Below are 14325 nucleotides of genomic sequence, written 5' to 3'. Positions count from 1 at the left end.
GATAGAAACACGCATAGGTTTGTCGTCCAACTTTCTGAAATGAAAGGAGTTTGACCTCAACTTATGGAGCAAGGGGCCAGCATTGGCGGGCCGTTCTCAAGCCTATGTCTATCCGTACAAACAACTTTATATAGAAACTATAACCTCTTGATAAATAGTATTTTTATCCAGACTTCGCCTCTTGTAGCAATCGCTGGATCACCTGTTCCTGTTCGCCATACCGCCCTTCGCCGAAGTGGCTATAGCGCACCTGCCCCTTTGCATCGATGAAGTAATGGGCCGGCCAGTACTGGTTGTTGAAGGCACGCCAGATCGCATAGCGGTTATCGATGGCCACCGGGTACTGGATGTCCAGCTTGCGCACCTGTGCGCGTACGTTGTCGATGATCTTTTCGTAGCCGTATTCCGGGGTATGAACGCCGATAACCACCAGCCCGTCCTTTTCGTATTTCTTCGCCCACTCGTTCACATACGGCAGCGTGTGCTGGCAGTTGATGCAGTCGTAGGTCCAGAAATCCACCAGCACCACTTTGCCCCGCAACGACTCGCTGCTCAGCGGCGGCGAGTTGAGCCATTGCACCGCGCCGTCCAGCGAAGGCATGGCGCCTTGGGCTTCGAGGTCCGGCATGGCGCTCGCGCTGGCCTTGCTCACCACATAGTCGATGGCTTTGGGCACGCTCTCCAACAGGCTTTTTTCCAAGCTGGCCGACTGTTGCGACGACGTCGCGGCCAATAACCGGTCATCCGCCCCAGTGCCGATCGCCACGGCGGCCAGCAACACCAGTGCCCCGGTGGCGCGGCGCAGCCAGGCGGTGATCGGCAGCGAGAGTTTCAACCGACCGATCAGGCCTCGACCGGCGAGGATCAGGGTACCCAGCGACAGGGCGCTGCCCAGGCCGTAGGCGAGCAGCAACAGGCTGGTCTGGGCGCTGGCGCCTTGCAGCATGGCCCCGGTCAGGATCACGCCGAGGATCGGCCCGGCACACGGCGCCCAGAGCAACCCGGTGGCGACACCGACCGACACTGACGCCAGAGGCCCGCCCATCCGCCCGGCACCGGTGTCAAGACGGTTGCCCAGGCTGACCAGCGGCCGCGCCAACCAAGTGCCCACCCGGCTGAACATCAGCGACAGCGCAAACAGCACCATCACCACCAAGGCGACCTGCCGGCCGACGCTACTGGCGCGTATCACCCATTCGCTGCTGGCCACCGCCAGGCTGGACACCAAGGCAAAGGTCAGCACCATGCCGGCGAGCGTCAGCAACACCGAACGGCGCGATTGATTGGCCCGGGCGAACAGGAACGGCACCACCGGGAGGATACAAGGGCTGAGGATCGTCAGGATCCCGCCGAGAAATGCGATCAGAAGCATGGCAACACCTCAATATAAAGGCTGGCGAAGGTCAGTTCTGGTTGGTGCAGTTATCGGAGAGCTTGCGGTAATCCAGCGCCTGCTCATGGCCCGCCGAGTCCAGGTAGGTCATGTGGGCGTTGACCACGCCACAGGCTGGCTGCGGGTCTTCGCTCAGGGACAGCACTTTGCGAACATCCAGGTGTGTGCCGTAGGTGTAGGTGTGCGCCGGCGCGGTGCTTTCGGCCCGGGCCGACAGGGTGCAGATGTTCAGCGCGGCGAACAGGCAGGCGGCGTAGATGGCTTTGGTGTTCATGGTGCGGTCCTCGATTCAATGGGTGTTTGTCGCAGAGGCCGGTTGTGTCGCCTCGATGGATGCCATTGAATGCTCCCCACGTATCGCGCCTGTATCGAGCAGGTGGCTTTTTGCATCGCTGTGTATCCGCCACGCGCCAGATACACTGCAATACAAACCGTCGCGAGCCAGGCCGGCTGCTGGCTGTAGACTGACCCACACCAAAACGCCAAGGGGCAGAACACCATGGATCATGTCGATCATGTGCTGATCGTGGACGACGATCGCGAGATCAGGGAGCTGGTAGGCAACTACCTGAAAAAGAACGGTTTGCGCACCACCGTGGTCGCGGATGGCCGGCAAATGCGCGCCTTTCTGGAGACCACTCCGGTGGACCTGATCGTGCTGGATATCATGATGCCCGGCGACGATGGCCTGGTGTTGTGCCGGGAGCTGCGGGCCGGCAAGCACAAGGCCACGCCTGTCCTGATGCTCACCGCTCGCAACGACGAGACCGACCGCATCATCGGCCTGGAAATGGGCGCGGACGATTACCTGGTCAAGCCTTTCGCCGCCCGGGAGCTGTTGGCGCGGATCAACGCCGTGCTGCGCCGCACGCGCATGTTGCCGCCTAACCTGGTGGTCACCGAGAGCGGGCGCCTGCTGGCGTTTGGCCGTTGGCGGCTGGATACCACCGCTCGCCACCTGCTGGACAGCGACGGCACCATGGTGGCCCTGAGCGGCGCCGAATACCGCTTGCTCCGGGTATTCCTCGACCATCCACAGCGGGTACTCAACCGCGACCAGTTGTTGAACCTGACCCAGGGCCGTGACGCGGACCTGTTCGACCGCTCCATCGATTTGTTGGTCAGTCGCCTGCGCCAACGCCTGTTGGACGACGCCCGCGAGCCGGCGTACATCAAGACGGTACGCAGTGAAGGTTACGTGTTCTCGCTGCCGGTGGAGATCCTCGAGGCCTCGGTATGACCCTGTCTCTGCGGTGGCCGCGTACCCTCGCCTCGCGCTTGTCGTTGATTTTCCTGATCGGTCTGGTCCTGGCCCAGGGTTTGTCGTTCGGCGTCCAATACTACGAACGCTACGAGAGCGCCAAGAACACCATGCTCGGCAACCTGGAGACTGACGTCTCGACGTCCGTGGCGATCCTCGATCGCCTGCCTGCCGCCGAACGCCCCGCGTGGCTGCCAAAGCTTGCGCGACGCAACTACGGCTATGTGCTTGATGAGGGCCAGCCTGGCATGCCAATGCTCCCGGTCAACGCGCCGATATCGGTCAGCTCGATCCAGGAAGCCTTGGGCGAAGCCTATGCCCTGACCTACAACCAGATCCCGGGACCGAAGATGCACTATCAGGCGCACCTGCGCCTCAAGGACGGCAATCCGCTGACCATCGACGTACGTCCGGCGATGGCACCGCTTTCGCCCTGGCTGCCGGTGGTCTTGCTGGGGCAACTGGCGCTGCTGATCGGCTGCACGTGGCTTGCCGTGCGCATCGCCATCAGCCCCCTCACCCGGCTGGCCCAGGCCGTCGAAACCCTGGACCCCAACGCCCACGGCGTGCGCCTGGACGAAAAAGGCCCGACCGAGGTGGTACATGCGGCCAAGGCCTTCAATGCCATGCAGGACCGCATCGCCGCCTATTTGAAGGAGCGCATGCATCTGTTGGCTGCGATCTCCCATGATCTGCAGACCCCCATCACCCGCATGAAGCTGCGGGCCGAATTCATGGATGACGGCATCGAAAAAGACAAACTTTACAGCGACCTGGGGGAAATGGAGCACCTGGTGCGTGAAGGCGTGGCCTACGCCCGCAGCATCCATGGCGCCACCGAGGCCAGTTGCCGGATAAGCCTGGACGCGTTTCTCGACAGCCTGGTGTTCGACTACCAGGACACCGGGCAGGACGTGCAGCTGTCCGGCAAGAACGCCGCGATCATCGATACCCGTCCCCACGCATTGCGCCGGGTGCTGGTCAACCTCGTGGATAATGCGTTGAAGTTCGGCGGCGCGGCGCAGATCCAGGTCCAGCCCGCCGCCAACGGGCAGCTGGCGATCCGGGTTTTGGACCGTGGCCCCGGCATCAGCGAGCAGGAACTGGCCGAAGTGCTCAAGCCGTTCTACCGGGTGGAAAGCTCGCGCAACCGGGAAACCGGTGGCACCGGCCTGGGTTTGGCCATAGCCCAGCAACTGGCGAATGCCATGGGCGGTTCGCTGACCTTGAGCAACCGCGAGGGCGGTGGGCTGTGCGCTGAGCTGCGGTTGGGTTGCGATACCCAGGTCTGAAGACTACTGAATCCCTTGTGGATATCCCTTGTGGATATCCCTTGTGGGAGCGAGCCTGCTCGCGAAGACGGCGGCACATCCAACGCCGATGTAGCTGACACACCGCTTTCGCGAGCAGGCTCGCTCCCACAAGGTCATGTGCAAGGTTCGGTATCGGGGTTTGTATATCAGTGTGTCAACCACCACGCCGCATACACAAACTTGCACACCGGCCCCCTTCCCGACACACCCCGCTTACACCCACTTGAAAGACTCCTTCTATTCCCGGCCACCACGATGCCGGGCCATCCAAGGAGCTTCCCCATGCCTACCGCCACCGCAACGCCGCCTGCTTTCCGTTACCAGGGCTGGTCGCTGTTCAGCCTGCTTGCTGCCCTGGTATTGCTGATGACCGTGCTGGTCCTGATCTTCAATCCAGACCTCACAGAAGGCGTGCGCAGTGCCATTCGCGCGACCGCCCGTTCGTCCTTCGTCCTGTTCCTGCTGGCCTTTACAGCGTCGGCGTTCGCCGTGCTGGTGCCCTCGCCCCTGAGCAAATCCCTGGTGCGCGAACGGCGCTTCATCGGGCTGGCCTTTGCCTTTTCCCATTTGGTCCACGCCGCATTGATCTACTGGTACGGCCAGCTCAACACCGAGTTCTGGCCCGGCCGGACCACCCTTGGCAACGTGCCCGGCACCGTGGGCTACGTGTTTATCCTGCTGCTGGCCCTGACTTCGTTCAAAAGCACCACGCGGCTGATCGGCGCCACCGCCTGGAAGCGCCTGCATACCACCGGCATGTGGGTACTGGCGGCGATCTTTGCCTATTCCAATTTCAAGCGCATTCCGATGAGCGCCTGGTACGTGCTGCCCTTCGGCCTGATATGCGCCGCCACGGCGGTCCGCCTGGTGGGCAAGCTGGCCCAGGCCAACAAGCGTCAATCCCTGCAACGTGCGGCCTGAGCCGAGGAGATCAACCATGTACGCCTCTTTGTCGAAAGCCCTGAACGGCCTGCACCTGAACCTCGATCACGCCGGTTCGTGGCTCGCACCCCTGGGGCTGCGCCTGTTCCTGGCCTGGGAGTTCTTTGAGTCCGGCCTGGAAAAATGGAACGGCCAGAACTGGTTCGCCGAGATCCAGTCGGCTTTTCCGTTCCCGTTCAACCATGTGCCGGCCAGTTGGAACTGGGAATTGTCGATGGGGGCGGAGCTGATCTGCGCCGTCGCCCTGTTGATCGGCCTGGGCACACGCGCCTCGGCGCTGGTGCTGATGATCGTCACCGTGGTCGCTACCGCCGCCGTGCACTGGCCGGCGGATTGGTCGAGCCTGGGCGAGCTGGCCCAAGGGTACGCGATCACCAACAAGGGCTACGGTAACTTCAAACTGCCATTGATTTACCTGGTCGCATTGCTGCCGCTGCTGTTGCAGGGCGCCGGGCGGTTGAGCGTCGATGCGCTATTGAAGTCGTTGCTCCGGTCAAAAAAATCGAAACCTTGAAGGGCTTGAGTCGGTCCAGTCCTGTAAGAGCCATGGCGCTGCGTACCGCTGCCCAGCGGGCGCAACGCTCAAGACAGCCCATCAGGACGAGGAACAGACATGAGCATGACCGTCGGCGATTTTCTGGTTGAACGCCTTTATGAATGGGGCGTTCGGCGCATCTACGGCTATCCTGGCGATGGCATCAACGGTGTGTTCGGGGCTCTGAACCGGGCCAAGGGCAAGATCCGATTCATCCAGGCGCGGCACGAGGAAATGGCGGCCTTCATGGCCTGCGCCCATGCCAAGTTCACTGGCGAGCTGGGCGTTTGCATCGCAACCTCCGGCCCTGGGGCGTCGCATCTCATTACCGGCCTGTATGACGCGCGCATGGACCATATGCCGGTCCTGGCGATCTGCGGCCAGCAGGCCCGAAACGCCCTCGGCGGCCATTATCAGCAAGAACTGGACCTGCCCAGCCTGTTCAAGGACGTTGCAGGCGCGTTCGTCCAGCAAGCCAGCGCCCCGGCCCAGGTCCGCCACCTGCTCGACCGCGCGGTACGCACGGCGGTGGGTGAGCGTCGGGTCACCGCGCTGATCCTGCCCAACGACCTCCAAGACCTGGAATACACACCGCCGCCCCACAAGCACGGCACGCTGCATTCCGGCGTCGGCTACCGCAAACCTAAGGTCGTGCCCTACGAGGAAGACCTGCGCCGAGCGGCAGAGGTGCTCAATGCCGGCAAGAAAGTTGCCATCCTGGTGGGCGCCGGCGCCCTGCATGCAACGGACGAAGTGATCGCCATCGCCAACAAACTCGGCGCCGGCGTCGCCAAGGCCCTGCTCGGCAAAGCCGTGGTGCCCGATGAACTGCCATGGGTCACCGGCTCCATCGGGCTGCTGGGCACCGAGCCCAGCGACAACCTCATGGCCGGTTGCGACACCCTGCTGATGATCGGGTCCGGCTTTCCCTATGCCGAATTCCTGCCTGGCGAGGGCCAGGCGCGTGGCGTGCAGATCGACCTTAAGCCAGACATGCTCAGCCTGCGCTACCCCATGGAAGTCAACTTGCAAGGTGACAGCGCCGACACCCTGCGGGCCCTGCTGCCGCTGATCGAAGAAAAAACCGACCGCACCTGGCGCGAAAAAATCGAGAAATGGCGAGCGGACTGGGACAAGACCCTGGAAAAACGCGCCCTGGTCTCGGCCAAACCGATCAACCCGCAGCGCGTCACGTTCGAACTCTCGCCACGGCTGCCGGATCGCGCCGTCATCACCTGCGACTCCGGCTCCTGCGCCAACTGGTATGCGCGGGATGTCCAGATCCGTCGCGGCATGATGTGTTCACTCTCCGGCGGCCTCGCCTCGATGGGCGCCGCCGTGCCCTACGCCATCGCCGCCAAGTTCTGCCACCCGGATCGTCCGGTGATCGCGTTGGTCGGTGATGGCGCGATGCAGATGAATAACATGGCCGAATTGATCACCGTCGCCAAATACTGGCGCACCTGGACCAACACCACCTGGATCTGCGCGGTGTTCAACAACCAGGACCTGAATCAGGTGACCTGGGAACAACGAGTGATGGAAGGCGACCCGAAATTCGAGGCGTCCCAGGATATTCCCGACGTTCCCTATCATCTGTTCGCCGAGTCGATCGGCCTCAAGGGCATCCTCGTCGACCAGGAAAGCGACGTGGCGAGCGCCTGGGACCAGGCGTTCGCCGCCGAACGCCCGGTGGTGATCGAGTTCCGCACCGACCCCGACGTGCCTCCGCTGCCGCCGCACATCAAGCTGGAACAGGCGAAGAAGTTCGCCTCGACCCTGCTCCAGGGCGATCCGAACGAGCACGGCATCGTGGTCGAGACCGCCAAGCAGGTGCTCGGCGCGTTGCTGCCCGGTCATCGCAAGGACAAAGAATAAGCATGCAGACTCGAGCGAGCCGATATGAGCTGATCGGATCAATCGGCGGCGCCTATATGGCGGCGATACCGCCAAGGCGTAGCACCTGAGGGCAGCTGCCGTTAAAAATGGTGCAACTGGTCAGCTATTTTCCACTTTCATTAAGTTAATCAGGCGGTCAGCCGATACAAAACTAGTGCGGGATGTCTCGCGTTCAGCTGATGGCTTGTTTTTATGAATGAAGATGCTGGCAATGGCTCCACGGTGATTTCCGGCGAGCGGCCTACCCGAAGTTTCACTCGCCGCACCTTTCCGGCCATCATGCTGTTGCTGTTCATCATGTCCGCGCTGGCCATCGCGGTATTGCTCAACATCACCCAGACCCAGGACGAACAGGCCCGTTCCCAGAGTCTGTTCTTTGCCCAACGGGCCGTCGACGGGATTCGTACCGGCATCGGCCGCGACCTGAGCGATTATTCCAAGTGGAGCGACGCCTACCGCCACCTGCACGTCGAAGTCGACAAAGACTGGGCCTACGACCAGGAAAATGTCGGCAGCAGCGTGTTCTCGCTGTATGGCTACCAGGCTGTGTTCGTGATTTCCCCGACCGGCAAGACGGTTTATTCGGTCATCGATGGTGAAATGAGCGAAGTGCACGCCGACACATGGCTGACTGGCAACCTGCGGGCACTCGCCAGAAAGGCCAGCGCCGCCGAGAATCGCGATGAAGTGATCGTCGAATTGCTCCATCACCAGGACGCGCCTGCCTTCGTCGCCGTCTCGGCCATCACCACTGGCACCGACAACAGCGTGGCAGAGATTCCTGGCCCGCCGAGCCTGCTTTTATTCGTCAAAGTCCTCGATACGGACGCGTTGCAGGACCTGGCACGAGACTTTGCCCTGCCGGACGCCCATATCGCCCATACCCCAGGCCCGAAAGACACCGCCCAGGTGCTGCTCAATGACCTGACCCGCGAAGCCCTGGCCTGGCGCCCCGCTACCCCCGGCAAGGATCTGCGTAAAGCCCTGTTGCCGTTGTTGGCACTGGCGTTGCTGTTCCTGGGCGTCATGGCCCTGTTGGTATTGCGCCACGCCTTGGTCATGCTTCGCGCACAGGAACAGCAGTACGTCAGCCTCCTGGCCCATCGCAAGGCGTTGGAGCGCAGCGAGGAACGCTTTCGCGACATTGCCGAAGTGTCGTCAGACTGGCTGTGGGAAGTCGACTCGGCCGCAAACCTGACCTATCTGTCGGAGCGCTTTGAACAGGTGACGGGCTTCAGCCCCACGCAATGGATCGGCAAACCGTTGCACCGGTTGCTGGAACCCCACAGCGGGTCGATCTCCATTGCCCATTGGCTGCTCGGCGGCGCCAACAGTGCCTCGTCTGCCCCGCTGCTGTGCGAGTACATTGCGCGTAACCAACGCATACGCACCTGCAAGCTTTCGGTACGGGCCATCGACGCCGGTAGCCAGGGCTTTCGTGGCACCGCCACCGACATCACCGATGAATTGCGCGCCCTGGCACAAATCAAGCACCTGTCCCAGCACGACCCGCTGACCGGGCTGGCCAATCGCAACCGTCTGTTCGATTGCCTCAGCGAACACCTGGACCACGCGCAGAGCACACCACTGGCGCTACTGAACCTGGACATGGATCGATTCAAGCCGGTCAACGACTCCCTGGGCCATGCCGTGGGCGACAAAGTGCTCAAGGAAGTGGCTCATATCCTCCAGCAAAACGTTCGCAACAGCGATCTTGTGGCGCGACTGGGGGGCGACGAATTCGTCATCGTCATGCCCAACCCAGGCAGCGCAAGAGACCTCGATCAGCTCTGCGAGCGCTTGATCGACTGCATGCAGCGCCCTATGCACCTGGACGGCAATACGCTGTACCTGGGCGTGAGTATCGGCGTGGCGTGGTCGCACCCCCGTGACCCACGTGCCGAGGAGCTGCTGCGCCAGGCTGACATTGCCTTGTATGCGGCCAAGGCCGCCGGCCGCAACACCTGGCGCATCTATGAAGAGGCCATGGGCAACGTCGCCCGTGACCGGCGCCGCTATGAACAGCAATTGCGCGACGCGATGCAGGAAGGCCAGCTTGAACTGCGTTACCTGCCACGCTTCGACGTGAATGCCGAGCAGTTGCACGGCTTTGAAGCCCAGGCGTTCTGGCACCATCCCGAACGCGGCGAACTGGGCGGCATCGACTTCATCCCGGTCGCCGAAGCGTCCGGGCAGTTGGAAGAGCTGGGCAGCTGGATGCTGATCAACGCGTGCGAGGAAGCGACGAGCTGGCCCAACGCACTCAACGTTTCCCTGGCCGTTTCGCCTCGGTGGTTCAGCAGCAGTTTCCTGTTCAACCAGGTACACAAAGCCCTGGAGACCAGCGGTCTTCCCGCCCAACGCCTGACCCTGGAAGTGGCCGAAGGCGTACTGCTCACCGACCACAAGACCCTCGCCAATACCTTGCATGCCTTGAAGGCGCTGGGCGTACGTATCAACATCGACAAGTTCGGCACCAACATCGCTTCCCTTAGGGAAGTCCTCGACCAGCCATTCGACGGCATCCGCTTCGATCGCAATATCCTCACGCAATTGGGCCTGGAGCATGATCAGGAAGGCGTGCTGGCGATGATCCGGCTGAGCCGCAGCGTCGGGCTGATGGTCACCGCCGAGGGCATCGAGAATGCCCGGCAGTTCAGCCAATTGCGCAGCGTGGCGTGTGACCAGGTACAAGGGCCTTACTTCGGCGCGGCATTGGCTCGCTCGGAAATGGCCTCGTTCTTTACAACGCCGCGGTGGCTCTAGGCTTCATGGCTTTTGTTGGACTGACCCCAGAATGTTGGACGGTCAGTTTTCAGCACGCCGCATAGGCACTGCCTAGCCTCCCGGACTCTGGCGAAAACTCACCGCCAATCGGTTCCAGCTGTTGATGGTGCTGATCGCCAGCGTCAGGTCCACCAGTTCCTCTTCGGTGAAGCTGGCGCGGGCCACGGCATAGACGTCATCGGGCACCTGGCTTTCAGCCAACAGGGTGACCGCTTCGGTCCAGGCCAGGGCCGCCCTTTCGCGTTCGCTGAAGAATCCGCTGTCGCGCCATACCGCTACGGCATACAGACGCCGCTCCGTCTCGCCCTGGCGGCGCGCATCCACCGAATGCATGTCGGTGCAGAAGGCGCAGCCATTGAGTTGCGAGGCGCGGATCTTGATCAGATGCTGCAGCGCCGGCTCGATGCTCAGGCGGCTGGTCAGCGCTTCCAGGCCAATCATTGCCCTCATCGCCCCGGGGGATGCGCTGTAGTAATCAAGACGCGGGCTCATGGCCGCCTCCGTGGTGGTTGATGATTTCACGGTAGGACGTCGACGCCGCCCGTGACAGGTCCAATCTGACGATAAACGCCCACGCAACTTCTCCGCGCCGGCGCATTGCGGGTAATCTTGCGTCCGCGGCCCTTGCCGCCATCGATTATCCGGGAGCCCGCAGGTATGGAACTTCACGTCGTCATCAACGGCCGCAAGGACCTGGCGGGCCAGTTGTACCGACAATTGCGCAGCGCCATCGAGAGCGGTCGGCTGGCGGCCGGCACGCAACTGCCACCCAGCCGGCTGCTGGCCGAGCAGTTGGGCGTCTCGCGCAAGACCGTCTCCGACACCTACGCGCAACTGACCTACGAAAATCTCCTCACCGGCGTCATCGGCAAGGGCACCTATGTCAACGCGCGCCCGGCCAGCGTCGTGCGCAAGCACAGTCACCGTGAGCTGGCCGGGGCGGACGTGGTCGAGACCTGGCGCAATATGCCGGACCTGCTGCGCCATCCGCTGCCTGAAAGCGCGCTGCGCTATGACTTCATCGGCGGCGCAACCGGCAAGGGCCAGTTCCCCCTGGATGACTGGCGTCGCTGCACCGCCCACGCCCTTCGCCAGATCGCCACCGCCAAGGGTTTCTACAGCCAACCCGAGGGATTGCCGACGCTGCGCAATGCCATCGCCCGGCACATCGCGTTTTCCCGAGGGGTCAACTGCCAGGACGACGACGTGGTGGTGTGCAACGGCGCGCAACAGGCCCTCGATCTGATTTCCCGGGTACTGACCCGCCCCGGCAGCCTGGTGGCGATGGAAGATCCCGGCTACCCGCCGGCACGCCTGCTGTTCGGATCCCACGGCGCGACGGTGGCCGGGGTGCCGGTGGATGAGCAAGGCATGCGCGTGGACATGATTCCCGACGGCACGCGGTTGATCTACGTGACGCCGTCCCACCAGTTTCCCCTGGGCATGCCCATGAGCCAGCCCCGGCGCGAGGCGCTGCTGGCACGGGCGTATGAGCTGGGCGCGATTATCATCGAAGACGACTACGACAGTGAATTCCGCTATGAAGGCCGGCCCACCGACTCCCTGCAGAGCATGGACGAGCGCGGGATCGTGGCGTACGTCGGGACCTTCTCCAAAACCTTGCTGCCGGAGCTGCGGCTCGGCTACGCCGTCCTGCCGCCGGCGATTCTCGAGGCGGTGATCCTCGCCAAGCGCCTTACCGACCAGCACACCTCCACGCTGCCCCAATGGGCACTGGCCAAGTTCATCGCCGAGGGCTGCTTGCTCAAGCACATCCGGCGCTGCCACGCGCTGTATGCCGGCCGGCGCGAGCGGATCCTGGCGCGCTTGGCCGATGACCTGTCACCGTGGTTCGAGGCCGTGCCCACCACAGCGGGCTTCCATATGGCGGTGCTGTGCAAGGTGCCGATCGACCTGCCGTTGGTGATCGAATTGGCTAAGAAAGCCGAGGTTGGGCTCTATAGCCTCGACGGATTCTTTACCGCGGCACCGGTGCGTCCAGGCTTGATACTGGGCTTTGGCGCCATCGAACTGCTCGACATCGATATCGCCTTCGATCGCCTGCGGGACATCCTGCAGCAGGTCGCCTGACCGATTGGACTGGGCATTTATCCGCCCATTGGCTGTTTTAGCCTTGTCTTGCCGGGCCTATCCTGCCTGGGTGTCATCAGATTCCGTTCGACTTGATTCAGGAGCCAGGACAATGTCTCGCCAAGTGATCAATACCGTTCAGGTGCAGGCCGCCGCCGGGCGCTCGGAAGAACTGGGCCGGCAGTTGCAGCAAATCGTCGAAACCCTGCGGGCCTCGCCAGGCTGCGACGCCTATATGGTCGACCGTTGCCCGCAAGACAACGACCGCTGGAACGTCAGCGCCCGCTGGCAATCGGAAGCAGCGATGCAGGCGCATTTCAACTGCCCCGAAGTCCAGGGCTTCATCAGCCTGATCGAAAGCCGCCTGGCTCGCAGCGTGGATTTCAACAGTTTCCCGGTGGTGTGAATGGGCTCATCTCTGGCGTGGCGAGGAGCTTGCTCCCTCGCCACCGCGGTCTACTCGTCTTTCAATAAATTGGACGTTTGTCCCCGACACCTTGGGGCTTAGGGTGAACGCGAACTCACTCGATACCACAAAGGACCCGCCCCATGAAAACGCTTTATTTGATCGCCGCCCTGAGCCTGCTTCCCGTTGCCGCGCTGTACGCCCACGAAACCGCGCCGTCGGAGAACGTTCAGGTGCTTCAGGAAAAACTGCTCAAAAACCTGCCCGGCAAGAAAGCCATGATGTTGACCGTCGACTATGCACCGGGCCAGTCGTCCATCGCCCACAAGCATGACGGCACCGCCATGGCCTATGTGCTCGAAGGCGCAGTCACGTCCCAGGTCAAGGGCGAGCCGGCCATCACCTACAAGGCTGGCGAGTACTGGTACGAAGCCGCCGGTTCCGAGCATCTGGTATCCAGGAACGCCAGCGCCACCCAACCGGCAAAGCTTTTGGTGTTCATGGTGATGGGTGAGAACGAAGCGGTGCTGATTCCGCTCAAGCAATGACCCATGGCCTCGCTCCCACCGTCGCTTTCCGGTGGTAGCGAGCCTGCTCGCGAAAGCGGGGGGGCAGGCCGAAACCTTTATCCTCAAAATGCGCCCTACCGAGCCGACGCGACCATGAACGAGATGACCCATGACATTCACATCGCCGCCGAGTCGATGTCCCAACCGCGTGCGTTGGTGTTCCTCGCCTATCCGCAAATGGGCCTTCTGGACCTGACCGGCGCCCAGACCGTGTTCTGGGCCGCCACCAAAGCCATGGCCGAACGCGGCCGGCCGGGCTATCGGATGCACACCGCAAGCCTGGCCGGCGGGCTGATGCAGACCGCTGAAGGCCTGGTCGTCGAGACGGCGTCCCTGCATCAGTTCGACGACGTCATCATCGACACGCTGATCGTGCCCGGTGCCCCGAACATTCGTCAGGCGATGATTGACTGTGTCGAGCTGGTGGACTGGCTGCGCGCGGCCTCCACCAGGGCCCGGCGCACGGCGTCGGTGTGCAGCGGGACCTTCCTCATGGCCCAGGCCGGCTTGCTCGATGGCCGCCGTGCCGCCACGCATTGGGCCATGTGCGAGATGCTCAAGAGCGGTTTCCCATTGATCGAAGTGGACCTGGACGCCATCTTCATCCAACAGGACAAGGTCTGGACCTCCGCGGGGGTAAGCGCCGGCATCGACATGGCCCTGGCGCTGGTGGAGGCCGACTGCGGTCGCGACGTGGCCCTGCAAGTGGCCCGGGAACTGGTGGTGTTTCTCAAGCGGCCCGGTGGACAGGCACAGTTCAGCCAATTGTTGCTGTCCCAGACCCAGGACAGCGCCGGGTTCGATGAATTGCACGCCTGGCTCGCCGAGCACCTGAACGAGGCCGACCTGACCATCGAACGTCTGGCCCGGCAGGCGCGGATGAGCCCGCGCAATTTTGCCCGGGTCTACAAGCGCCAGACCGGACGAACGCCGGCCAAGGCCGTCGAAATGTTCCGCCTCGAAGCCGCGCGAAGGTTGTTGGAGGACTCCGAGCGCAACATCGACCAGATCGCCCGCTCGTGCGGCTTCGGCGACGAGGAACGGATGCGCCATACGTTCCAGCGGCATCTGTCGATCTCACCGCGCGAATATCGCAGCCGGTTTTCCCTTTGAGAAGGCTTGCGCGATC

13 protein-coding genes are annotated in these 14325 nt (G+C 62.6%); 10 read left to right on the top strand and 3 right to left on the bottom strand.

The features are described 5' to 3' along the window. Positions 1-163: 163 nt before the first annotated feature. Complete coding sequence (locus J3Q04_RS12285) at positions 164-1372, bottom strand: cytochrome c biogenesis protein DipZ (protein WP_434605842.1); 1209 nt, start codon at positions 1370-1372, stop codon at positions 164-166. 31 nt (positions 1373-1403) lie between these two features. Beyond that, positions 1404-1667, bottom strand: a complete 264-nt coding sequence (locus tag J3Q04_RS12280; protein WP_434558946.1) for a DUF2790 domain-containing protein — start codon at positions 1665-1667, stop codon at positions 1404-1406. 225 nt (positions 1668-1892) lie between these two features. On the opposite strand from J3Q04_RS12280, the gene J3Q04_RS12275 reads away from it, so the two are divergent. The 6 genes from J3Q04_RS12275 (at position 1893) to J3Q04_RS12250 (ending at position 10109) form a co-directional block, all read left to right on the top strand. Further along, the gene (locus J3Q04_RS12275; RefSeq protein WP_123344949.1) at positions 1893-2633 is read left to right on the top strand and encodes a response regulator; all 741 of its coding nucleotides are present in this window, start codon (positions 1893-1895) and stop codon (positions 2631-2633) included. Further along, positions 2630-3946: an ATP-binding protein gene (locus J3Q04_RS12270; protein ID WP_434605844.1), complete on the top strand. Its 1317-nt coding sequence runs from the start codon at positions 2630-2632 to the stop codon at positions 3944-3946. The genes J3Q04_RS12275 and J3Q04_RS12270 overlap by 4 nt, the downstream gene beginning before the upstream one ends. A gap of 303 nt (positions 3947-4249) precedes the next feature. Beyond that, complete coding sequence (locus J3Q04_RS12265) at positions 4250-4888, top strand: ferric reductase-like transmembrane domain-containing protein (RefSeq protein WP_434605846.1); 639 nt, start codon at positions 4250-4252, stop codon at positions 4886-4888. Positions 4889-4904: 16 nt separating this feature from the next. Then, a complete protein-coding gene (locus tag J3Q04_RS12260; protein ID WP_434605848.1) occupies positions 4905-5423 on the top strand; it encodes an HvfX family Cu-binding RiPP maturation protein in 519 nt (172 codons plus the stop codon). 99 nt (positions 5424-5522) lie between these two features. Next, positions 5523-7322, top strand: coding sequence for a thiamine pyrophosphate-requiring protein (locus J3Q04_RS12255; protein WP_434605850.1), 1800 nt, complete (start codon positions 5523-5525; stop codon positions 7320-7322). A gap of 213 nt (positions 7323-7535) precedes the next feature. Then, positions 7536-10109 carry a bifunctional diguanylate cyclase/phosphodiesterase gene (locus J3Q04_RS12250; protein ID WP_434605852.1) on the top strand — a complete coding sequence of 858 codons (2574 nt, stop codon included), beginning with the start codon at positions 7536-7538 and terminating at the stop codon, positions 10107-10109. A 72-nt stretch (positions 10110-10181) separates the two neighbouring features. On the opposite strand, the gene J3Q04_RS12245 is transcribed toward J3Q04_RS12250, so the two are convergent. Then, the gene (locus tag J3Q04_RS12245) at positions 10182-10622 is read right to left on the bottom strand and encodes a carboxymuconolactone decarboxylase family protein (RefSeq protein ID WP_434605854.1); all 441 of its coding nucleotides are present in this window, start codon (positions 10620-10622) and stop codon (positions 10182-10184) included. 165 nt (positions 10623-10787) lie between these two features. Here J3Q04_RS12245 and J3Q04_RS12240 point away from each other — a divergent pair, with 165 nt between their 5' ends. The 4 genes from J3Q04_RS12240 to J3Q04_RS12225 all read left to right on the top strand — a co-directional run bounded on the left by J3Q04_RS12240 (position 10788) and on the right by J3Q04_RS12225 (position 14309). After that, positions 10788-12221 (top strand): PLP-dependent aminotransferase family protein, encoded by a 1434-nt coding sequence (locus J3Q04_RS12240; protein WP_434605856.1) that lies wholly within the window; start codon positions 10788-10790, stop codon positions 12219-12221. Between the two features lie 112 nt (positions 12222-12333). Further along, positions 12334-12627 (top strand): putative quinol monooxygenase, encoded by a 294-nt coding sequence (locus J3Q04_RS12235; RefSeq protein WP_420763837.1) that lies wholly within the window; start codon positions 12334-12336, stop codon positions 12625-12627. Between the two features lie 143 nt (positions 12628-12770). Beyond that, positions 12771-13175 carry a cupin domain-containing protein gene (locus tag J3Q04_RS12230; protein ID WP_420763836.1) on the top strand — a complete coding sequence of 135 codons (405 nt, stop codon included), beginning with the start codon at positions 12771-12773 and terminating at the stop codon, positions 13173-13175. A gap of 114 nt (positions 13176-13289) precedes the next feature. Further along, complete coding sequence (locus J3Q04_RS12225; RefSeq protein WP_420763835.1) at positions 13290-14309, top strand: GlxA family transcriptional regulator; 1020 nt, start codon at positions 13290-13292, stop codon at positions 14307-14309. Positions 14310-14325: the final 16 nt, after the last annotated feature.

The organism is Pseudomonas sp. D4-21, assembly GCF_051132125.1.
GTDB lineage: Bacteria > Pseudomonadota > Gammaproteobacteria > Pseudomonadales > Pseudomonadaceae > Aquipseudomonas.
The sequence above is the reverse complement of the archived record's forward strand: the minus strand, read 5'-3'. Positions and strand labels throughout refer to the sequence as shown.

What these genes read in the sequence shown, in the direction of transcription:
- J3Q04_RS12265 (WP_434605846.1), top strand. Translation starts at nt 4,250, where the DNA reads ATGCCTACCGCCACCGCAACGCCGCCTGCTTTCCGTTACCAGGGCTGG.
- J3Q04_RS12255 (WP_434605850.1), top strand. Translation starts at nt 5,523, where the DNA reads ATGAGCATGACCGTCGGCGATTTTCTGGTTGAACGCCTTTATGAATGG.
- J3Q04_RS12235 (WP_420763837.1), top strand. Translation starts at nt 12,334, where the DNA reads ATGTCTCGCCAAGTGATCAATACCGTTCAGGTGCAGGCCGCCGCCGGG.
- J3Q04_RS12230 (WP_420763836.1), top strand. Translation starts at nt 12,771, where the DNA reads ATGAAAACGCTTTATTTGATCGCCGCCCTGAGCCTGCTTCCCGTTGCC.
- J3Q04_RS12250 (WP_434605852.1), top strand. Translation starts at nt 7,536, where the DNA reads ATGAATGAAGATGCTGGCAATGGCTCCACGGTGATTTCCGGCGAGCGG.
- J3Q04_RS12260 (WP_434605848.1), top strand. Translation starts at nt 4,905, where the DNA reads ATGTACGCCTCTTTGTCGAAAGCCCTGAACGGCCTGCACCTGAACCTC.
- J3Q04_RS12285 (WP_434605842.1), bottom strand. Translation starts at nt 1,372, where the DNA reads ATGCTTCTGATCGCATTTCTCGGCGGGATCCTGACGATCCTCAGCCCT.
- J3Q04_RS12280 (WP_434558946.1), bottom strand. Translation starts at nt 1,667, where the DNA reads ATGAACACCAAAGCCATCTACGCCGCCTGCCTGTTCGCCGCGCTGAAC.
- J3Q04_RS12225 (WP_420763835.1), top strand. Translation starts at nt 13,290, where the DNA reads ATGAACGAGATGACCCATGACATTCACATCGCCGCCGAGTCGATGTCC.
- J3Q04_RS12245 (WP_434605854.1), bottom strand. Translation starts at nt 10,622, where the DNA reads ATGAGCCCGCGTCTTGATTACTACAGCGCATCCCCCGGGGCGATGAGG.
- J3Q04_RS12270 (WP_434605844.1), top strand. Translation starts at nt 2,630, where the DNA reads ATGACCCTGTCTCTGCGGTGGCCGCGTACCCTCGCCTCGCGCTTGTCG.
- J3Q04_RS12275 (WP_123344949.1), top strand. Translation starts at nt 1,893, where the DNA reads ATGGATCATGTCGATCATGTGCTGATCGTGGACGACGATCGCGAGATC.
- J3Q04_RS12240 (WP_434605856.1), top strand. Translation starts at nt 10,788, where the DNA reads ATGGAACTTCACGTCGTCATCAACGGCCGCAAGGACCTGGCGGGCCAG.